This window comes from Campylobacter ornithocola, assembly GCF_013201605.1.
Classification (GTDB): Bacteria; Campylobacterota; Campylobacteria; order Campylobacterales; family Campylobacteraceae; genus Campylobacter_D; species Campylobacter_D ornithocola.
Window position 1 is genome coordinate 1,093,537 of sequence record NZ_CP053848.1, and the last position, 19,358, is coordinate 1,112,894.

General features: G+C 29.4%; 22 protein-coding genes. 17 read left to right on the forward strand and 5 right to left on the reverse strand.

What is annotated here, in order from left to right; genetic code table 11:
- Nucleotides 1–7: 7 nt before the first annotated feature.
- From CORN_RS05640 to yajC, 4 genes are read right to left on the reverse strand one after another with little or no spacing between them, the layout of a single operon-like run.
- Nucleotides 8–349 (reverse strand): DUF6394 family protein, encoded by a 342-nt coding sequence (locus CORN_RS05640; RefSeq protein WP_066008797.1) that lies wholly within the window; start codon nt 347–349, stop codon nt 8–10.
- Between the two features lie 2 nt (nt 350–351).
- Nucleotides 352–1,323, reverse strand: coding sequence for a protein translocase subunit SecF (gene secF, locus CORN_RS05645; RefSeq protein WP_066008796.1), 972 nt, complete (start codon nt 1,321–1,323; stop codon nt 352–354).
- Nucleotides 1,323–2,903, reverse strand: a complete 1,581-nt coding sequence (gene secD, locus CORN_RS05650) for a protein translocase subunit SecD (protein ID WP_066008795.1) — start codon at nt 2,901–2,903, stop codon at nt 1,323–1,325. Before secD ends, secF begins: the two co-directional genes overlap by 1 nt.
- Entirely contained in the window at nt 2,896–3,171 is a 276-nt protein-coding gene (yajC, locus tag CORN_RS05655; protein WP_012661754.1) for a preprotein translocase subunit YajC, read from the reverse strand. The genes secD and yajC overlap by 8 nt, the downstream gene beginning before the upstream one ends.
- On the opposite strand from yajC, the gene CORN_RS05660 reads away from it, so the two are divergent.
- The gene (locus tag CORN_RS05660) at nt 3,141–4,463 is read left to right on the forward strand and encodes an apolipoprotein N-acyltransferase (protein ID WP_066008794.1); all 1,323 of its coding nucleotides are present in this window, start codon (nt 3,141–3,143) and stop codon (nt 4,461–4,463) included. The genes yajC and CORN_RS05660 overlap by 31 nt on opposite strands.
- A 10-nt stretch (nt 4,464–4,473) precedes the next feature.
- Here the strand turns inward: CORN_RS05660 and metK are convergent, their stop codons facing one another.
- Nucleotides 4,474–5,667, reverse strand: a complete 1,194-nt coding sequence (gene metK / locus CORN_RS05665; RefSeq protein ID WP_066008793.1) for a methionine adenosyltransferase — start codon at nt 5,665–5,667, stop codon at nt 4,474–4,476.
- Between the two features lie 129 nt (nt 5,668–5,796).
- Between metK and sstT the strand changes: the two genes are divergently transcribed.
- The 16 genes from sstT to fliE all read left to right on the forward strand — a co-directional run bounded on the left by sstT (nt 5,797) and on the right by fliE (nt 19,357).
- On the forward strand, nt 5,797–7,023 hold the full coding sequence (gene sstT, locus CORN_RS05670) for a serine/threonine transporter SstT (RefSeq protein WP_066008792.1): 1,227 nt from the start codon (nt 5,797–5,799) through the stop codon (nt 7,021–7,023).
- 9 nt (nt 7,024–7,032) lie between these two features.
- The gene (locus CORN_RS05675; RefSeq protein ID WP_066008791.1) at nt 7,033–7,911 is read left to right on the forward strand and encodes an aspartate carbamoyltransferase catalytic subunit; all 879 of its coding nucleotides are present in this window, start codon (nt 7,033–7,035) and stop codon (nt 7,909–7,911) included.
- 4 nt (nt 7,912–7,915) lie between these two features.
- Nucleotides 7,916–9,637, forward strand: coding sequence for a M3 family oligoendopeptidase (locus CORN_RS05680; protein WP_066008790.1), 1,722 nt, complete (start codon nt 7,916–7,918; stop codon nt 9,635–9,637).
- Complete coding sequence (locus CORN_RS05685; protein ID WP_066008789.1) at nt 9,630–10,076, forward strand: hypothetical protein; 447 nt, start codon at nt 9,630–9,632, stop codon at nt 10,074–10,076. The genes CORN_RS05680 and CORN_RS05685 overlap by 8 nt, the downstream gene beginning before the upstream one ends.
- Nucleotides 10,073–12,136 (forward strand): ATP-dependent helicase, encoded by a 2,064-nt coding sequence (locus CORN_RS05690; protein WP_066008788.1) that lies wholly within the window; start codon nt 10,073–10,075, stop codon nt 12,134–12,136. Before CORN_RS05685 ends, CORN_RS05690 begins: the two co-directional genes overlap by 4 nt.
- The gene (locus CORN_RS05695; RefSeq protein WP_066008787.1) at nt 12,133–12,951 is read left to right on the forward strand and encodes a pseudouridine synthase family protein; all 819 of its coding nucleotides are present in this window, start codon (nt 12,133–12,135) and stop codon (nt 12,949–12,951) included. Before CORN_RS05690 ends, CORN_RS05695 begins: the two co-directional genes overlap by 4 nt.
- Complete coding sequence (gene csrA / locus CORN_RS05700; RefSeq protein ID WP_012661763.1) at nt 12,945–13,172, forward strand: carbon storage regulator CsrA; 228 nt, start codon at nt 12,945–12,947, stop codon at nt 13,170–13,172. The genes CORN_RS05695 and csrA overlap by 7 nt, the downstream gene beginning before the upstream one ends.
- Entirely contained in the window at nt 13,169–13,924 is a 756-nt protein-coding gene (locus CORN_RS05705; protein ID WP_066008786.1) for a 4-(cytidine 5'-diphospho)-2-C-methyl-D-erythritol kinase, read from the forward strand. The genes csrA and CORN_RS05705 overlap by 4 nt, the downstream gene beginning before the upstream one ends.
- On the forward strand, nt 13,924–14,379 hold the full coding sequence (smpB, locus tag CORN_RS05710) for an SsrA-binding protein SmpB (RefSeq protein WP_066008785.1): 456 nt from the start codon (nt 13,924–13,926) through the stop codon (nt 14,377–14,379). The genes CORN_RS05705 and smpB overlap by 1 nt, the downstream gene beginning before the upstream one ends.
- Before the next feature lie 13 nt (nt 14,380–14,392).
- Nucleotides 14,393–15,010, forward strand: a complete 618-nt coding sequence (locus tag CORN_RS05715; protein ID WP_066008784.1) for a thioredoxin domain-containing protein — start codon at nt 14,393–14,395, stop codon at nt 15,008–15,010.
- Complete coding sequence (locus tag CORN_RS05720; protein ID WP_066008783.1) at nt 14,994–15,287, forward strand: ATP-dependent Clp protease adaptor ClpS; 294 nt, start codon at nt 14,994–14,996, stop codon at nt 15,285–15,287. Before CORN_RS05715 ends, CORN_RS05720 begins: the two co-directional genes overlap by 17 nt.
- On the forward strand, nt 15,284–17,413 hold the full coding sequence (locus CORN_RS05725) for an AAA family ATPase (protein WP_066008782.1): 2,130 nt from the start codon (nt 15,284–15,286) through the stop codon (nt 17,411–17,413). Before CORN_RS05720 ends, CORN_RS05725 begins: the two co-directional genes overlap by 4 nt.
- Complete coding sequence (gene aat / locus CORN_RS05730; RefSeq protein ID WP_066008781.1) at nt 17,388–18,029, forward strand: leucyl/phenylalanyl-tRNA--protein transferase; 642 nt, start codon at nt 17,388–17,390, stop codon at nt 18,027–18,029. The genes CORN_RS05725 and aat overlap by 26 nt, the downstream gene beginning before the upstream one ends.
- Nucleotides 18,030–18,120: 91 nt before the next feature.
- A complete protein-coding gene (gene flgB / locus CORN_RS05735; RefSeq protein ID WP_066008780.1) occupies nt 18,121–18,552 on the forward strand; it encodes a flagellar basal body rod protein FlgB in 432 nt (143 codons plus the stop codon).
- Nucleotides 18,553–18,562: 10 nt separating this feature from the next.
- A complete protein-coding gene (gene flgC / locus CORN_RS05740; protein WP_039618718.1) occupies nt 18,563–19,057 on the forward strand; it encodes a flagellar basal body rod protein FlgC in 495 nt (164 codons plus the stop codon).
- 3 nt (nt 19,058–19,060) lie between these two features.
- A complete protein-coding gene (fliE, locus tag CORN_RS05745) occupies nt 19,061–19,357 on the forward strand; it encodes a flagellar hook-basal body complex protein FliE (RefSeq protein WP_066008779.1) in 297 nt (98 codons plus the stop codon).
- Nucleotide 19,358: the final 1 nt, after the last annotated feature.

Consider the following 19,358-nt stretch of genomic DNA (forward strand, 5'->3'; position numbering starts at 1 on the left):
TTAACTCCTAATTTTCTTCTTGATTTTTTACTGAATCTACTATAACTAAAATCATTGAAAAGATATTAGCTATCAAAGCACCAATTGCTAAAGTATAAACCATAATATTAGCTTCTGGATTAATTTGTATTAAAGCAAAAGCTGGAATTAAATGCAAATCAGCTACCAAAGAACTTGCAAATAACTCAGCTGCCAAGAAATTTCTAACTCCAATCTTCAATAAAGTAGAAATCAAATTCACACAAGCTGCAATAAACAAAGCAACTTCATTTTGATCATATAAAAATCCTGCGGTTGTAGTCAAGCTCATTAGAGCAAAAAAGATATAAATAACCTTACCCCAATTCATTTTTATACCGTTCCTTTTTCATACATCGATCTTAGTTTTTCTTTTTCTTGTTTTTTCTTCACTTTTTCTAATTCTTTTTGGCGATATTGTATAACACTAAAATTAAACCACAAAAGTGCCGGACTTGCTACAAATATAGAACTTGCAGTACCTGCTACAATACCTACTATCATAGTTAATGCAAAACCTTCTATCATAGATCCACCGAAGAAATAAAGCACTACAACGGTAATCAAAGTTAAACCTGTTGTTAAAGTAGTTCTTGATAAGGTTGCTGAAACCGATTCGTTAATAATTAGATCAAGTTTTGAATTTTTACTTGTTTTAACGCCTTCTCTAATTCTATCAAAAATAATAATTGTATCATTTAAAGAATATCCAAGCACAGTTAAAACAGCCGCTAAAATATCTAAATTTACATCTATTTCAAATAACGCAATAGCACCCAAAGTAATGACTATATCATGAATTTCACATACAATAGAAGCCATAGCAAAGCGCCATTCAAATCTCACTGCTAAATAAATCAAAATGGCAATTAAAGAAATTCCTACCGCCATAAGACCTTTATTGCGTAGCTCATCTCCTACTTTTGGACCTACCACATCCACACGACGCACTTCAAATTTACCTGTATCCTTTAATAGATTTGCAATACTTATTCCAATATCACTTCCTAAGCTATCATTACTTCCTGAAAAACGAATAATCACTTCATTTGCACTACCAAACTCAGTTACACTAGCACCTTTTAAATTTTCGTTGACAGCTAAAGCTTTACGAATTTCAGCTAAAGGTGCTTTTTGTTCGTATTGAAGTTGCACTAAGGTTCCACCAGTAAAATCAATACCAAAATTTAAACCCTTAGTAAAAAGGATAAAAATAGAACCAAAAAATAAAATAAAAGACAAAGAGATGGCTGCAAATCTCATTCTCATAAAATCATAAACATGCTTTTGACTAAAAAATTGCATCAAGGTCTCCTATATCCAAACCATAATCTTGTGTTATTGCTTTTTTCCATACGATTCATAAACATTTCAAACATACCATGAGTTCCAACAATAGAAGTAATCATTGAAACCAAAATTCCAATACTTAAAGTTACTGCAAAACCTTTTACCGCACCCGTTCCATAAGCATAAAGTACCACTGAAGTAATAAGTGAAGTAATATTAGAATCTAAAATTGCGCTCATTGCGTGCTTATAACCATTTTCAACACTTTGCCTTATACTAGCACCCTCTCGCAATAACTCTCTAATTCTTTCATTAATAATAACATTAGAATCCACTGCCATACCCACAGTAAGTACAAGCCCTGCCATACCAGGTAAGGTTAAGGTTGCTCCAAACATAGCCATTACAGCAATAATCACTAAAATGTTAGCCACCAAAGCAATATTAGCAAAAATTCCCGCTACACCATAATACATTACCATAAAAGCAATAACTAATATAGAAGCACCTGCTAGGGCTATCATACTCATTTGAATACTATCAGCACCCAAAGACGGTCCAACACTCCTTTTTTCAAGCATTTTAACTGGTGCTAAAAGTGCTCCGCTTCTTAAGGCAATAGCCACATCATGAGCTTCTTCGACAGTAAAACTACCACTAATTTGACCACTACCCCCGCCTATTCTTTCATTAATTCTTGGAGCTGAATATACTTTATTATCTAAAACTATGGCTAGGCGTTTTCCTACATTATTTCCTGTGTAATCTCCAAATTTTTTCGCACCTTCTGAATTTAAGGTAAAATTAATCACAGGAAGATTATTGCTTTGTGCAAAGCCTACTTTTGCATCTGTTAGCATAGAACCATCAAGAATAGGTATAGATTTTACTAGATATTTGATTTGAGAATTTTTTGCATCTTCAAAAATCAAATCCCCGTATTCAGCAGCTTGAGCTGGAGTAAGGTTATTTACTTGATCCATCCTAACATCATCCACTTCCATTAATTGCAAATGCGCAGCTTTTGCGATAAGTTCTCTAGCTCTAGCCTCATCTGTAGCAGTTTTAATACCTGGAAGTTCGACTAAAATTTTATCCTCGCCCGATCTTGCTACATTTGGCTCTGCAAGGCCAAATTGATCAAGTCTATTTCTAATAGTTTCTACAGCTTGCAAAATAGCTTGCTCATGAGTTAGTTTGATTTCCTCTTGGGTTAAAGAAAGCGTGTAGTGTAAATTTTCATGTACAATAGCCAAGCCTTTAATGTCTTTTAACAATAAATCAACCTTAGCTACATCATTCTCATCTAATAAACTAAATTCAATACTAGTATCATTTACTTTGATTTTATCAACAATAATATCTTCTTTATTAATAGAATAGCTAAGAGAAGAGGCTATGGATTTAACCTTTGACTTAACGGCCTCTTCTACTTCTATACCCAATAACATATACAAACCACCTTGCAAATCAAGACCCAAGTTAATCTTAGCACCACTTTGAGTTTGCATAATAGAAGGCATAGAAAAAACAAGTCCTATAAGAAAAACTACAAAGAAAATAATACTTCTATAAGTAATTTTTCCACTACGCATCAATTTTCTTTGCTATAAAATCTCTAGAAATTTTTACAACTACATTTTCATCATTAAGCTTAACTTTGATAAAATCCTCTTCTGGTTTTACCACCTCGCAAATTATCCCACCATTTGTGATGATTTTATCTCCTTTTTCTAAAGATAAAACCATTAATTTATGGTCTTTTGCTTGTTTTTGCTGTGGTCTAATAACCAAAAAATAAAAAATTGCAAAAAGCACAATGAGAGGCAACAATGAAGTCCAAATATTTCCGTTTTCTGCCATTTCTTCCCCTTTTTTTAAAATTCATAAATTCTAATTCTACCACTTTTAAAATAATAAAAGCCTTTTTTTCTGCACTTTTATTGTCAAATTTTATTTATTTTTCTTTTTTTGAAAATTTATTTTTTGAATTTATCTCTCCATTCTTAAGTATATATGGTTTGGTTTTATTGCTAAGAAATAAAACCAAAATAGGATATTTTTATACCGGTTTTTTTGTAGGTATTGTATGGTTTTGGTGGATAAGTTTGTCTTCGATTTATTTTGATTTAGCTTACCTAGTTCCTTTAGAAGTTATCTTAATCGGTATAATTTATGGAATTTTATTCTTAATATGTTTTTTTTTAAAATATGACTTTTTAAGACTTTGTGGAATTTTTTTACTTAGCTTTATTCACCCTTTTGGCTTTGATTGGTTAAACTGGGGCGTTTTAAGTGTATATGGAATCTTTGATGCGAGTTATCAAGGTATTATAGTTATGTTTTTGATTGCCTATTTTTATTATGAAAAATATATTTCAAGATATTATAAAATAGCAATCATTTTAATCCTTATTCTAATCGGAGCTCAATATAATCAAAAACAATCACAAACACTAAATTTAGACTACAAATTAATCCAAACTAATATCTCTCAAGATCAAAAATTCATACAAGAAAATTTGCAAACTCATTCTAAAGATATATTTTATCAAATCAATCAGGCTATCAAAGAAGGCAAAGAAGTGATTGTTTTTCCCGAAACTGCTTTTGCTTTTGCTTTAAATAAAGCACCAAGTTATCTACAGGCTTTAAAAGATTTATCAAAACAAATCATCATCATCACAGGCGCTATAAGTACCACACCTAATCATCTATACAATAGTACTTATATATTTGACAATGGTAACATACAAGTTTTTAACAAACATTATCTTGTACCTTTTGGAGAAGAAATTCCTATATTCAAAAACTTTTTTAAAAAATACCTTTTAAATATTGATGAATTTTCAAAAGGAAAAGAGTTAAATCAATACACTTTAAATAATCAGCTCATTACCAATGCTATCTGCTTTGAAGCTACTAAAGAAAAACTTTACAAACACTCAAAAATCATCATAGCTATTTCAAATAATGCTTGGTTTAATTTTTCAAGTGAATACAAATTACAAAATTTTCTAATGCGTTTTTATGCAAACAACTACAATGTAAGTATATATCATACAGTCAATGGAAAAGAAAATGCAGTAATTAAGCCAAAAGAAATATTGATTTTAAAGATAAAAGAAAAACTTTTAAAGCAAAATGAAGCTTAAAAGCTTCATTTTATAATGCTTTAAATTCATCAACTGCATCTAGTTTTTCCCAAGGATAATCAGCCTGACCCACTTGACCACGAGCAGCCACATCAGCATACATAAAGGTATCTTTGCTTGGTTTATCAAGATTAAATTTATTTTTAATCCAATTTGGAGTTAATGGGAAAGTTTTCATCACAAAATCACTTAAAATATCATCATTTAATCTTATGTTTGTTCCCATGCAATCTACACTTACAGAAGTTGGTTTAGCAACACCTATAGCGTAAGAAAGTTGCACTATACATTTTTTAGCAAGACCTGCAGCTACGATATTTTTAGCAAGCCATCTTGCTGCATAAAGCCCACTTCTATCAACCTTAGTATAATCTTTAGAAGATTGTGCTCCACCACCTATAGGAGCATAGCCACCAAAGCTATCTACAATAAGCTTTCTTCCTGTTAAACCACTATCGTGTAATGAGCTGTGATTTACATATTTTCCAGTTGGATTGATTAAAATTCTTGTTTTTTCTGGACAAAAAAGCTCTTTTGGTAAATTTGAATCTAAAATCAATTCCATCACTAAAGCTCTTAAATCCTCTATCTTCATACTTTCAACGCAAGGAGCTGAAACTACAATAGTGTGGATATTTTGCGGTTTGCAATTTTCAAAATTTTCTTTATTTACATAATCAATTGTAACTTGAGTTTTAATATCTACTCCAAGTTTGTCAGGATTCTTTTTTGCAAACTCATACACCTTATCACAAAGCATTCTAGCATAAGAAATAGCCGCTGGCATATATTCTTTTGCCTCATTGCTTGCAAAACCAAACATTATACCTTGATCTCCTGCTCCTATTTCCCCATCTTCTTGATCAACGCCTTGGTTAATATCAGGACTTTGCTCATTTAAAAACACCATTACATCTAAATCATCAGGATGTAAACATTGTTTTTTACTAAAATGTGGATGACCATCATAACCAATATCTGCCAAAGCTTTTTTTACAATATTTTCATAATCTTGTTTTTCTAGTTTATATTTTGATTTAATCTCCCCACCAATTACTACTTTATTTCCTGCTACAAAAACCTCACTAGCAACTCTTGAATCTTTATCATGAGTTAAAAAAGCATCAACTATAGAATCAGCTATAATATCAGCACATTTATCAGGATGTCCTGCACTAACAACTTCAGAGGTAAACAAATACATAATCTATATATTCCTTGCTGTATAATTTTTACAATATCTTATCACATACTAGCTTAAAAATCAAAAAGCTTATTTAAGCTTTACTTTGTTAGAATAAATTAAAAATTTGTCACCATAAAAAGGTAAGAAATGGGTTTATTTTCTTGTGCAATTAAACGTTATAAAAATGGAAATCTTATTTTACAAATTTGTATAGGTATTATTTTAGGAATTTTAGTAGGTGTATTTTCTAAGGATTTAGCTATTTTTGCGAATATTTTTGGTGCTTTATTCACAGGTGCTTTAAAAGCTATAGCACCAATTTTAGTTTTTATTTTAATCTTAACAACCATTTGTACAAAAGAATTTAATCATGGAAGTGAGAAAATAAAACACATCATTTTCTTATATATATTTGGAACTTTTTTAGCTTCTTTAAGTGCAGTTAGCATAAGTTTTGTCTTTCCTGTAGAATTAGTATTAACCGATGTTGAAAAAGCTTCCACCACAAGCCCTGCGCATATAGGCGAAGTATTTAAAACCTTACTTTTTCAAATAGTAGATAATCCTATTCATGCTTTATCTTCAGGAAATTATTTAAGCATACTAGCTTGGGCCATAGGTGGTGGCTTTGCTCTAAGACATTGTTCAAATGATGCAAAGCAACTTTTTACCGATATCAACGAAGGTGTGTTAAAAATTGTTAAATTTATAGTTAAGCTTGCTCCTTTTGGAATTTTTGGACTTGTAGCAAATTCGGTTGCTCAAACAGGAGCAGCAGGGCTTTTAAGTTATATTAAATTATTAATAATTTTAGTTTTAACTATGTTTTTTGTGGCCTTTGTGATTAATGCTTTAATTGTTTTTGCTTATACAAAGAAAAATCCTTATCCTTTAATTTTTATTTGTTTAAAACATAGTGCTGTTTTTGCATTTTTTACAAGAAGTTCTGCGGCAAATATTCCTGTAAATATGGCTCTTTGTTCCAAATTAAATATCAACAATAATCTATATAGCATTTCTATCCCATTAGGAGCTACGATTAATATGGCAGGAGCAGCTGTAACCATAGCTATACTAAGCCTTGCAGCAGCTCACACAGTAGGCATTGAAATAAATTTTTTGCAAGCTATGCTTTTAAGTGTTTTAGCTGCATTTGCAGCTTGTGGGGCTAGTGGGGTTGCTGGAGGCTCGCTTTTACTTATACCACTTGCTTGTTCTTTGTTTAATATTGATTATGATATAGCTATGCAAGTAGTTGCGGTTGGTTTTATCATAGGAGTTATTCAAGATAGTGTTGAAACTGCATTAAATAGTTCAACTGATGTTTTATTTAGCGCTATTTGTTCAGATAATGAGCTTAATTTAAAAATTTAAGGAGGACTTATGAGGCATTTAATTACTACAAAAGATTTTAGCAATGATGAAATCTTAGCTTTATTTAAAGAAGCAAAAGAATTTTTAGATGAAAAACCACGCACATTTTTAGAAGGAAAAAGTGTTACAACGATTTTCTTTGAAAATTCAACACGCACTCAATCAAGCTTTGAAACAGCCACAAGAAGACTTGGTGCTAAAGTTTTAAAATTAGATGTTTCAAGAAGTAGCTCAAGTAAAGGCGAAACGCTTTTTGATACAGCAGCAAATTTAGATGCAATGGCTCCAAGTGCTATAGTAGTTAGACATAAAAATTCAGGCGTACCTTACACTTTAGCAAATTACACTCATTGTCCTATAGTTAATGGAGGTGATGGCAAACACGCTCATCCTACACAAGCTCTACTCGATCTTTTTACTATAATGGAACATTTTGATTACAATGTTAAAGGAAAAAAAATTGCCATTACAGGAGATATTAAAAACTCACGCGTTGCTGCCTCAAATTTAGAATTATTACCTCGTTTTGGTATAGATATCACCCTAGTAGCTCCACCTCATTTTATGCCAAATTATCCTATCAAAAAAACAAATAAATTAAAAGAAATTATTGATGATGTGGATATTATCATGAGTCTCAGAACACAAACCGAAAGACACAATATACCAACCTATGCATCACTTAAAGACTACGCAAATGATTTTTGCATTAGCAAAGATTTAATTAAAGATAAAAACCTCATCATCTTACATCCTGGTCCTGTGCATAGAAATATCGATATTAGCGATGAAATAATGGCTGATAAAAGATGTAAAGTTTTAACTCAAGTTAAAAATGGTGTTGCCATCAGAATGGCTGTATTAAAAAAACTCATTTTAGAAAGTTAAAATCATGCAAAATTGGAACTTAAGTACGCTATTTAAAGATGAGCAAGAATTAAATCTTTTTTTACAAAAAACCCAAAAAGAAGCTTGTGAATTTAAAAAACAATATGAAAATAATCTTCATAGTTTAAGCAATGAGCAATTTTTGCAAGCTTTAAAAAAATATGAAGAATTAATCTTAAAACTTTCTCACATACTAACTTATGTGTATTTAAATTTTGCCCAAGATACCACCAAAGGTGCCTTTTATGCAAAATATGAAAATTTAAGTAAAAAAATAGAGGAAAACCTTTTATTTTTTGAGCTTGAATTTTGTGAACTTAAAGAAGAAAAAAGTAAACCCTTTATCACATTTTGCAAAGATTATGAGTTTTATTTAAATAATCTTATTAAATACAAAAAACACAATCTTTCTAAAAAAGAAGAAAGAATTATCTTGACTCTATCAAGCACAGGCTCAAATGCATTTGCAAGATTATTTGATGAAACCTTTAGTGCTTTAAAATTTAATTTTGAAGGACAAAAACTAAGTGAGGAGGAAATTCTAAGCAAGCTTTATGATAAAGATAGAAGCATTAGAAAAAAAGCTTCAAAATGTTTTAGTAAAACCTTAAAAAAACAAAACAAACTTTTAGTATATATTTTCAATATGATTAAAAGTGAACTTGCTAGCATTTGCAAATTAAGATCTTATGAAAGTCCTGAAACCCCAAGGCACATAAGAAATCAAATTTCTAAAAAAAGCGTTGATACACTTATTAATGCTAGCGAAAATAGTTTTAATATTGTTTCTAAATTTTATAATGCAAAGAAAAAAATTCTAGGCTATAAAAAGTTAAAAGATTACGATCGTTATGCACCTATTGGAAAAGAAATGCAAATTGATTTTAATCAAGGAAAGGATATAGTTTTAAAAGCCTTTGAAAAATTTTCTAAAGATTTTTATATGATAGCAAAAGAAGCTTTTGAAAATAATTGGATTGATGTTTATCCTAAAGAATTTAAGCAAAGCGGTGCTTTTTCTCACTCAAGTACACCACTAAGCCATCCTTTTATACTTTTAAACTATACCAACCAAAGACGTGATCTTTTTACTCTAGCTCATGAGTTAGGCCACACTATACATCAAAAACTTTCTTACAAAGTAAGTTTTTTAAATCAAGATACACCTCTAACTACAGCAGAAACTGCTTCAGTGTTTGCAGAAATGTTGATTTTTGATTATATTAAAGAAAATTTAGACAAAGAAGAGCTTTTGTCCTTATATGCAGCAAAAATCGAAGATATTTTTGCAACCCTTTACAGACAAATTAATTTTACTACTTTTGAGCGTAGATTTCATGCCAAAAAAGAAGAATTGAGTACTCAAGAGTTAAATGAAATTTGGCTTGAAGAATCAAGAAAAATGTTTCAAGATAGCGTAGTTTTAACTAAAAACTACGCTCTTTGGTATTCTTATATTCCACATTTTATACACTCTCCATTTTACTGCTATGCTTATGCCTATGCACAACTTTTAGTTTTAGCACTTTATGGTCTATATAAAAGTGGCAAATGCTCTAATTTTACTTCAATTTATATTGAGTTTTTAAGTAGCGGTGGAAGCAAAAGTCCAAAAGAACTTGTAGCTATGTTTGGCTTTGATATAGAAAGTGATGAGTTTTGGAATATAGGCTTGGAGCAAGTTAGAATACTAGTAGATGAATTTTTAAGGCTAAGCAATGATTGATAAAATTTTAAATAATAAAAATTTTATAACTTTAATGCAAAAAAGTATTTATGAATGTTTGCAAATTTTAGTCCAAGAAGATATTGAGTTTAATATCATTGTAAACACTAAATTTGCTACACTTGAACCTCCTTTACCGCCAGAATTAGATGTAGTAAGTAAAAACCCTTATTGTATTTTTGCTCTTGGTGGTTATACTTTTAAATCCATAGTTTTAACAAGCGAGCACATAGAATTTCATGCAGGCTTTGGACCTGATGATTTTGCAACTTTTGTAAAAGTAGATTTAGGAGCAATTACCCAAATTCAAGTTGAAGATAATATCATTTTTGTCAATTTTTCAAACTATTTCAAAAAGCAAAATGATCAAAAATTAAAAGAAAAATCTATGAATGCTTTTTTAAATAATCCTAATAATAAAGATTTATTTAAAAAATGAGTTTTTTTGAAGGTTTAAATGATAGCCAAAAAGAAGCTATTATGCATATTGATGGGGCTATACTTATACTAGCAGGTGCGGGCAGTGGAAAGACTAAAACCATTACCACTAGACTTGCTTATTTGATCGATCATGTAGGTATTCCTGCGCAAAATACCCTCACACTAACCTTTACAAATAAAGCTGCCAATGTAATGAAAACAAGAGCCTTAGCGCTTTTACAAGATCAAAATTTACACAATCCCCTTTTATGCACTTTTCATAAATTTGGCTTGTTGTTTTTAAGACTTTATAGTGAAAGAATTAATAGAGCAAATAATTTTGTCATTATCGATACAGATGATAAAAAGAAAATATTAAAAGATTTAGCTAGCGAAAATTTACAAAGCTCTTTAGCAAGCATAAGTGCTTATATTTCAAATTTTAAAAATCAAAGCAAAAGTGCCCAAGAAATATGCAAAGAATTAGAATTTTTAAAAGATGAAAAAAATAAAAATTATGAAGAAATCATTCATTTATATGAACAATATGAGCATTTTTTAATTCAAAACAATTTCATGGATTTTGATGATTTGTTAATGCTAACTAATAAAATTTTAGAAAATGAGGATTTTGCAAAAGAACAAAGTCAAAAATATGCTTATATAACAGTAGATGAGTATCAAGATACCAATGCTTTACAATATCAAATTCTAAAAAAACTTTGCACATCTCATGAAAATATTTGCGTAGTAGGTGATGATGATCAAAGTATTTATGGTTGGCGTGGGGCTAAAATAGAAAATATCTTAAATTTCAAAGAACAATTTAATAATGTAAAATTAGTCAAATTAGAGCAAAACTACCGCTCAACTAGTGCTATTTTACAAGCTGCGAATGAGCTTATAGAGCATAATAGAAAAAGATTAGGAAAAATTTTAATTTGCACCAAGGACAAGGGTGAAGAAATTACGATTTTACAAAATGATGATGAAAAAATTGAAAGTTTTAAGGTTGCAAGAGAAGTTTCAAAACTTTTAAATTCAGGAATTAATCCTAGTGAAATAGCCATACTTTATAGAGTAAATGCCCTATCTCGTGCGCTTGAAGAAGCTTTTAGCAAGGAAAAAATTCCTTTTAAACTACTAAGTGGAATTCGTTTTTATGAAAGAGCTGAAATTAAAGATATTATTTCTTATTTAAGATTACTTTCAAATTTAAACGATGATTATTCTTTTAAACGCATTATCAACCGCCCTAAAAGAAATTTTGGTAATGCAAGTCTAGAAAAGCTAGAAAATTATGCTAAAGAAAATCATTTATCTTTATTTGAAAGTCTCTGTGCTTTGCAAGGAAGTGGGTTTTTTAGCAAAAAAACAGACAAAGAATTAGAAAAATTCATACTAAGCATATACAAAATCAAAGAAAAAGATGATTTACTTGCAATGATTTTAGCCTTAGAAGAAGAATTTAAAATCAAAGAATTTTACAAAGATAACCCAGAAGGCGAAGATAAACTTTTAAATATAGATGAGCTTTATGCTAACTTAAAAGATAAAATTACTCATGGAAATTATAACGGTTTAGATGATATTTTAAATGAAATTTCTTTACTTAATGAGCAAGATGGGCTTGATAAAGAAAGTATTTGTATTATGAGTATTCATGCAAGTAAAGGACTTGAGTTTGATTATGTTTTTATCATAGGATTAGAAGAAGGATTTTTCCCACTCACTAGCGAATCAAGCAATATAGAAGAAGAAAGAAGACTTGCTTATGTAGCAATTACTAGAGCCAAGAAAAAACTTTATTTAAGTTATGCTAATTCTAGATTTTATAAAGGAAGTCGCACAAGACTAGAAAAAAGTAGATTTTTTGGCGAGAGTAATGTAATTAAAAAAGAATTAACACTAGATCATCAAAAAAATTGCTATAAAAAAGGTGATTTAATCAAACATAAAATTTTTGGTATAGGTAGAGTCACTGGGGTAAGTAAAATAGGTGCTGAAGAAAAACTCACGATTAATTTTGGAGGCATAGAAAGAATGATAATGTCAAGTTTTGTGGAAAAAGTGATATGAATAAACTTTTTGTAGCCTACAAACCAAGTGGTATGAGTTCTAATGCTTTTTTAAGCAAACTCAAGAAAAAATATAAAAACAAAAAAGCAGGTTTTTCGGGAACACTTGATCCTTTTGCAAAAGGTGTTTTACTTATAGCCTTTGATCAATATACAAAATTATTTCGTTTTTTTGATAAAAATCCAAAGGTTTACAAAGCAACACTTTGGCTAGGCGTGTATTCACTAAGCCTTGATAATCAAAACATTAAAGAAATTAATCCTATAGATGTTTTTGATGAGCAAATTTTAGAACAAATCAAAAATGAACTTTTGGGTAAAATTACCTATACTCCACCTGCATATTGTGCAAAAAAAATAGATGGAGTACGTTCTTATGAACTTGCAAAAAGAGGTTTTGAAGTCAATTTAAAACCTTGTATTATGGAAATTTTTTATACTAAAATTTTACATTATAATCATCCTTTTTTAACCATAGAAATAGCAGTTAGTGAAGGTTCTTACATACGCTCTTATTGTGAATTATTTGCTAGAAAACTTGGTATTAAAGCTACATTAAGTTCGCTTGAGCGTTTAAGTGAAGGAAATTTTTTTTATGAGAATGAAAAAAAGTTAAATCCTTTAGCTTATTTAAATCTTAGAAAAAATACGATAAAATATCCACAAAAATTACACAATGGACAAAAAATATTTTTGGACGATTTGGAAATTCAAGAAGAAGGTAGCTATATTTTAGAAGAAAAAGATTTTTTTTCTATCATTTCTATCCAAGATAATCAAGTACAATATTATTTAAACAAGGTATTAAAATGTTAATTTTATCAAGAAAAGAAAATGAAAGCATAAAAATCGGAGATGATATAGAAATTAAAGTAGTTCAAACGGGTAAAGGTTATGCTAAGATAGGCATTGAAGCTCCAAAATCTTTAATGATACTACGCAAAGAACTTATCGAGCAAGTAAAAAGTGAAAATTTACATGCAATTAGCGATGAAACGATAAAACTTGATGATCTAAGTAAAAAGCTTAAAAAATGAAAGCTTACGCAAAAGCTAATATTTTTTTAAAAATCATAGGGATCGACTCAAGATCTTATCATTTATTACAATCACGCTTTGTTTTATTAAAAGATTTCTTTGATGAATTAAACTTTAGCAATGAAAAAACCAAAGATGGATTTGAAATCATTGGAAATTTTACCCAAGATACCATCATACACAAAACCTATAAAGAATTAGAAAATTTAGGTTTTTCAAACGAATTAGATGAATTTTTTAAAAATAAAAGTCTTAGACTTATTAAAAACATTCCCATAGGTGGAGGTCTTGGCGGGAGTAGCACAGATGCAGTTACATTTTTACTTATGGTTAACGAAGCTTTAAATTTAAAATTAAAGCAAAAACAACTTGAACAAATTTGTCAAAAACTTGGCTCTGATTTAATCTTTTTTCTAAGCGGATATAATAGCGCAAATGTCAGTGGGTGTGGAGAGATTGTAGAATATTTTGAAGATGATTTTTATCAACTTGACTTCACTTTTCCAAATACTGAATGCTCAAGCACAAAAGTATACAAAGCATTCGATGAAAGCTCATATGATTTAAAAGCAAATTTAAATTTATCCAAAACACTTAAAACACTCAAAACAAGCGAAATTTTAGAGTATAAAAATACTGATTTAAATGACTTATTTGCTCCTTGTGTAAAAATTTATCCTAAAATGCAAAGATTTCTTGATGAAGCTTATTTTTTAAGTGGAAGTGGAAGTGGAGTTTTTAAGGCTAAATAATGAAAAAAACTATAGTAAAAAACAAAAAAGCTTTTTTTGATTATGAAATTTTAGAAAAATTTGAAACAGGCATCGTTTTAAAGGGTTCTGAAGTAGTAGCACTAAGAGCTAGTAGAGCAAATTTAAAAGATTCTTTTGTGCGTATTATCAAAGGTGAAATTTTCTTGCTTAATGCTCATATTTCTCATCTTAGCACCACACATTCTTTTTATAAACATAATGAAAAAGGCGCAAGAAAACTTTTAATGCATAAAAAGCAGATTGATAAACTTTTTGGTAAAATTAGTACTCAAGGTTTTACTATAGTACCTTTGGAGCTTTATTTTAATGAAAAAAATAAGGCAAAAGCCTTAATAGCTCTTGCTAAAGGAAAAAATCTACACGATAAAAGAGAAAGCTTAAAGAAAAAACAAGCAGATCTTGAGGCAAGAGCTGCTATAAAAAATCATTATTAAAAAAAGGATTTTAATGAAAAAAATTGTTTATTTATTTTTAACTTTTACTTTTGCATTCTTAATAAATGCTTGTTCAAGCGAAGAAAAAATCGAAAATGATTTTGCTTTTGCTGAATATAAAATAGGAGATGAAATTCTTTTAAGAAGTGTCAATGGTGGTGAAAAAACTCTCGTAAGAACACAAAATGGTTTTGTAGTAAAAGGCGAAGAAGATAAAATTTTAATGTTTGATTTTTTTGGAACTTTTTGTACGCCTTGTCAAGAAGAAGCCACTCATTTAACAAGTTTGTGGCAAAAAAATGCTGATAGTTTTATCATCATAGGATTAAGTCATTTTGAAAATGTTAGTGATCAAGCAGTAAAAGATTTTGCTATTAAATATGGGGCATATTATTTCTTAAGCAATTCTAAAGAAAATGATAGAATTGTGGCACAGGCTCTAAAAGATATTAACTATCAAAATATGGAACAACTTCCTTTCAAAGTAGTTTTAAAAAATGGAATTTATCAAGACCTAACAGACTTTTGGAATAAAGACTCAAAAAGTTTTGTGAAATATTATCTCGGGAAAGTTTCTACTCAAACTATGCAAGAAGATATAACTAGGATACTAAATGGGTCTAAAAAGTGAAATTTTAGAACAGCAAAAACTAGCAGAACCTAAAATGTTTAAGGTTTTGCTTTTAAATGATGATGTCACAACGATGGATTTTGTAATTGAAATCCTAATGAGTATATTTCATCATGATTTTGAAAAAGCTAGTGCAATTATGCTTGAAATACATCATCAAGGAAGTGGGGTTTGCGGTATATACACAGAAGAGATTGCACTTAGCAAAAAACAACAAGTTGACACGGTAGCAAAAAACAATGATTTTCCACTCCAAACAAGGATAGAAGAACAATGAAATATAAAGAATTAATTGATTCATTTATACCTAATGCAAGACATTTAAGCTTTATCAATCACCATGAATTTATTACTTGTGAGCATTTGCTTTTTGCTTTGGTTAAACTTAGCAATGACTTTAAAAACTTGCTTGAAGAAAGTGGTGATGGTGATTTGCAAGGCTTTGAGAATGAGTTAAAAAATTACTTAGCTAAAAATAATGAAATTTTAAAAAAAGAAATAGAACCTGTTTTTTCTGTAATCTTAGAAAATATACTACATAAATTAAATGCAAAAAATCAAACAAGTGTGATTGATTTTATCATTGCACTTTGTAAAGAAGAAAAAGCTTATTCTTATAATATTTTAAAAAAACACTTAATAGAAGAAGAAAAATTAAAAGAACTATTACAAAATACTGAATTTGAAAATTTAAAAACCCATACTATAGAACTGGTTGAACTTGCAAAAAAAGGAAAAATAGATCCTGTTATAGGCAGAAAATTTGAGCTAGAAAGAATGATGCAAATTCTAAGTCGTCGTAAGAAAAATAATCCTATTTTAGTCGGCGAACCAGGTGTTGGTAAAAGTGCTGTCATAGATGGACTAGCACTAGCTATAGCAGAAGAAAAAGTACCAAAACACCTAAAAAATTCAAAAATCTATAGCCTCGATATGGCAAGCTTACTCTCAGGAACAAAATACAGAGGCGACTTTGAAAAAAGATTAAAAGATATTATTAAAGAATTAGAAAATATTCCTGATGCTATTTTATTTATAGATGAAATTCACACTATAGTAGGAACCGGTGCGAGTAATGAAAGCCATGCAGATATGTCAAATTTATTAAAACCCGCACTAAGCAATGGTAATATAAAATGCATAGGAGCAACTACTTTTATAGAATACAAAAACACTTTTGATAAAAATAAAGCTCTAAGTAGAAGATTTGCAAAAATTGACATAGATGAGCCAAGCGAAGAAGAATGTTTTTTAATCTTACAAGGCTTAAAAAGTAAATACGAAAATTTTCATAAAATCAAGCTAAATGATGAAATTTTACAAACAAGTATAAAATTAGCAAAACAATTTTTACATGATAAATTTTTACCAGATAGTGCAATTGATTTAATCGATGAACTTGGTGCAAGTTTTGCTTTAGAAGATAAAAAAAGTAAAAAAGTAATAAAAATAAAAGATTTAGAAAATACTTTAGCAAGAATGACTCATTCTCATAAAATTTATGAAAGCGATCAAGGTAAAATCTTAAAAAATTTAGAGCAAAGTCTAAAGCAAAATATCTTTGGACAAGATGAAGCCATTAAAGCTTTATGCTCTATTTTAAAACAAAGTTATGCAGGATTAAAAGGTAAAAACACACCAAAAGGTGTGTTTTTATTTACCGGTTCAAGTGGGGTTGGTAAAACTGAGCTTGCCAAAAATTTAGCACAAATCTTAAACCTTAATCTTGAAAGATTTGATATGAGTGAATATTCACAAAAGCATGATGTAAGTAAACTTATAGGAACTTCAGCAGGTTATGTTGGCTATGAAGATGGTGGTTTACTTAGCAATAGCATTAGAAAAAATCCTTTTAGCGTGGTTTTATTTGATGAGATAGAAAAAGCCCATCCTGATTTAACTAATACTTTTTTGCAAATTTTTGATAACGCAAGTTTAACAGACAATAGTGGCTTAAAAGCTGATTTTAAAAACACTATTATCATTATGACTTCAAATTTAGGTCTAAAAGAAAGCAATGAATTAGGTTTTTTGAGCAGCGATAAAGAGAAAAGCAATAAAGCTATAAAAGATTTCTTTGCACCCGAATTTATCAACCGTATAGATAAAATCATTCATTTTAATGACTTAAATCAAGAAATTTTAGAACAGATCGTTCAAAAAGAACTAGATTTAATTGCAACTAATTTAAACAACATCACCATAGAAGCTGATAAAAAAGTAAAAGAATTTCTTGCTAAAAAAACCAATAATAAAGAATTTGGAGTAAGGCTATTAAAACGCATTATTGCCGAAGAGCTAGGTGAGAAATTAAGCAATGAAATTTTATTTGGAAAATTAAAAAATGGTGGTAAATTAAAACTCAAACTTTCCAAAAATGAAAAAATCGAATTTGTATTCTAAACTTTTAAAAAGTCCTGATGATATACCTGTTTTTATTAGTGAAAAATTAGAAGTAGATTTTATACCTCATGCTTATAAACTAGGGCTTTTTCCATGGACTAGCAATCCTGTTACTTGGTGGTGTCCTTCTCCTAGAATGGTGCTTTTACCTGATGATGTTCGCATACAAAAAAGCATAAAAAAAGCTTTAAAAACTTATGAAATAAGACTTGATTTCAATTTTAATTTACTCATAAAACACTGTGCATTAAGAAAAAAAACCTGGATAAGTCAAGAATTTATACAAGTTTACACAAAGCTTTTTGAGCAAAATTTGACTCATAGTGTTGAAGTTTATGAAAATGATACTTTAATCGGTGGTTTATATGGACTTATAATAGGCAAAATGTTTTTTGGAGAAAGCATGATAAGCCTTAAAAAAGATGCTTCAAAAGTAGCCCTAATAAAGCTTTGTGAGCTTTTAAAACCTTATGATTTTTTAATAGATTGTCAAGTACCCAATGAACATTTAAAATTTATGGGTGCAAAAGAAATGATAAAAAAAGACTTTTTAAAATTATTAGAAGAAAAGATTTCGCTTGAAAGTGGCTTTGAAAATTTTAAAAATTTACTATAAAAAGATATACTTGTAAATATATAAAATTGCATAATATTTTGGAATGATTTTTGCTTTTAGTCTATAAAAGCTTTATTTTAAAGGATAAATTATGATAAGCCCTTTTAAGTCAAAAGAACTTATTGTTGATGCTTTAGCAGGAAGGAATCTAAGAAGTCAAATGATTAATTCTAACCTTGCAAATGTTGATACTCCCTTTTATAAAGCAAGAGATATAGAGTTTGAAACCGCTTTAGTTAATAAAGCAAACGAAATTTTCAAAAAGAAAGATACTAAAGAGCTTGAAATGGCAAGTACAAATGCAAATCATCAAAAACCTTGGAAATTTCCAGATCCTAATAAATCAACCATTTATCTAAGAGATGGACATTTAGCAAGAAATGATGCAAATACAGTAGATCTTGATGTGGAAACTACTGAAATGAGTAAAAATACTATGATGATCACTGCTTTAGACGGTGTTTTAAGAAGACAAAGTAATATTTTTTCAACCATCATAGATACAAGCTCTAAATTAGGCTAGGAGAAAAATAATGGCTTATTTAAGTGATTTTGATATTAGCGGATACGGACTTAGCGCTCAACGCTTCAGGATGAATGTGATTAGCTCAAATATAGCTAATGCAAATACTACTAGAACAGCAGAGGGTGGTCCATATAGAAGAAGGGAAGTGATTTTTAAAGCAACTGATTTTAATGAATTGCTAAATAAACAAATTGCTAAAGATAATAATTTTTTAGAATATGAAAATCCTTTAAATGATCCAGCTTCTCAAAAAGATGCAAAACCTGCTATAATGAGCGTAGTGGTTGATAAAGTTGTAAGAGATGATAAAGATTTTCGTATGAAATTTGATCCATCTCATCCAGATGCAAATGAACAAGGTTATGTTGCTTTTCCAAATATAAACCCAGTAATTGAAATGGCCGATTTAATAGAAGCAACAAGAGCCTATCAGGCAAATGTAAGTGCTTTTACAAGTACTAAAACTATAGCACAAAGTGCGATAGATTTATTAAGAGGTTAATAAATGAACACTATTAATAGTATAAATCAATTTAACAATGTTAACAATAAAAATAACAATAGCAACAATGCGAGTATAGGTGATGAGTTTTCAAGCTTATTGAAAAATTCCATCAATGACCTTAATAAAACCCAAGAAACTGCTGAAGCTGCTATGGTAGATATTGCTACAGGTGAAGTAAAAGACTTACATCAAGCAGCAATTGCAATTAGCAAAGCTGAGTCGAGTATGAAATTTATGCTTGAAGTTAGAAATAAGGCTATAAACGCATATAAAGAAATTTCAAGAACTCAAATTTAAT

What these genes read in the sequence shown, in the direction of transcription:
- secD (WP_066008795.1), bottom strand. Translation starts at nt 2,903, where the DNA reads ATGCGTAGTGGAAAAATTACTTATAGAAGTATTATTTTCTTTGTAGTT.
- CORN_RS05690 (WP_066008788.1), top strand. Translation starts at nt 10,073, where the DNA reads ATGAGTTTTTTTGAAGGTTTAAATGATAGCCAAAAAGAAGCTATTATG.
- CORN_RS05705 (WP_066008786.1), top strand. Translation starts at nt 13,169, where the DNA reads ATGAAAGCTTACGCAAAAGCTAATATTTTTTTAAAAATCATAGGGATC.
- csrA (WP_012661763.1), top strand. Translation starts at nt 12,945, where the DNA reads ATGTTAATTTTATCAAGAAAAGAAAATGAAAGCATAAAAATCGGAGAT.
- CORN_RS05695 (WP_066008787.1), top strand. Translation starts at nt 12,133, where the DNA reads ATGAATAAACTTTTTGTAGCCTACAAACCAAGTGGTATGAGTTCTAAT.
- CORN_RS05680 (WP_066008790.1), top strand. Translation starts at nt 7,916, where the DNA reads ATGCAAAATTGGAACTTAAGTACGCTATTTAAAGATGAGCAAGAATTA.
- CORN_RS05720 (WP_066008783.1), top strand. Translation starts at nt 14,994, where the DNA reads ATGGGTCTAAAAAGTGAAATTTTAGAACAGCAAAAACTAGCAGAACCT.
- flgB (WP_066008780.1), top strand. Translation starts at nt 18,121, where the DNA reads ATGATAAGCCCTTTTAAGTCAAAAGAACTTATTGTTGATGCTTTAGCA.
- CORN_RS05675 (WP_066008791.1), top strand. Translation starts at nt 7,033, where the DNA reads ATGAGGCATTTAATTACTACAAAAGATTTTAGCAATGATGAAATCTTA.
- aat (WP_066008781.1), top strand. Translation starts at nt 17,388, where the DNA reads ATGAAAAAATCGAATTTGTATTCTAAACTTTTAAAAAGTCCTGATGAT.
- fliE (WP_066008779.1), top strand. Translation starts at nt 19,061, where the DNA reads ATGAACACTATTAATAGTATAAATCAATTTAACAATGTTAACAATAAA.
- CORN_RS05685 (WP_066008789.1), top strand. Translation starts at nt 9,630, where the DNA reads ATGATTGATAAAATTTTAAATAATAAAAATTTTATAACTTTAATGCAA.
- sstT (WP_066008792.1), top strand. Translation starts at nt 5,797, where the DNA reads ATGGGTTTATTTTCTTGTGCAATTAAACGTTATAAAAATGGAAATCTT.
- yajC (WP_012661754.1), bottom strand. Translation starts at nt 3,171, where the DNA reads ATGGCAGAAAACGGAAATATTTGGACTTCATTGTTGCCTCTCATTGTG.
- metK (WP_066008793.1), bottom strand. Translation starts at nt 5,667, where the DNA reads ATGTATTTGTTTACCTCTGAAGTTGTTAGTGCAGGACATCCTGATAAA.
- CORN_RS05715 (WP_066008784.1), top strand. Translation starts at nt 14,393, where the DNA reads ATGAAAAAAATTGTTTATTTATTTTTAACTTTTACTTTTGCATTCTTA.
- smpB (WP_066008785.1), top strand. Translation starts at nt 13,924, where the DNA reads ATGAAAAAAACTATAGTAAAAAACAAAAAAGCTTTTTTTGATTATGAA.
- CORN_RS05660 (WP_066008794.1), top strand. Translation starts at nt 3,141, where the DNA reads ATGAAGTCCAAATATTTCCGTTTTCTGCCATTTCTTCCCCTTTTTTTA.
- CORN_RS05725 (WP_066008782.1), top strand. Translation starts at nt 15,284, where the DNA reads ATGAAATATAAAGAATTAATTGATTCATTTATACCTAATGCAAGACAT.
- secF (WP_066008796.1), bottom strand. Translation starts at nt 1,323, where the DNA reads ATGCAATTTTTTAGTCAAAAGCATGTTTATGATTTTATGAGAATGAGA.
- flgC (WP_039618718.1), top strand. Translation starts at nt 18,563, where the DNA reads ATGGCTTATTTAAGTGATTTTGATATTAGCGGATACGGACTTAGCGCT.
- CORN_RS05640 (WP_066008797.1), bottom strand. Translation starts at nt 349, where the DNA reads ATGAATTGGGGTAAGGTTATTTATATCTTTTTTGCTCTAATGAGCTTG.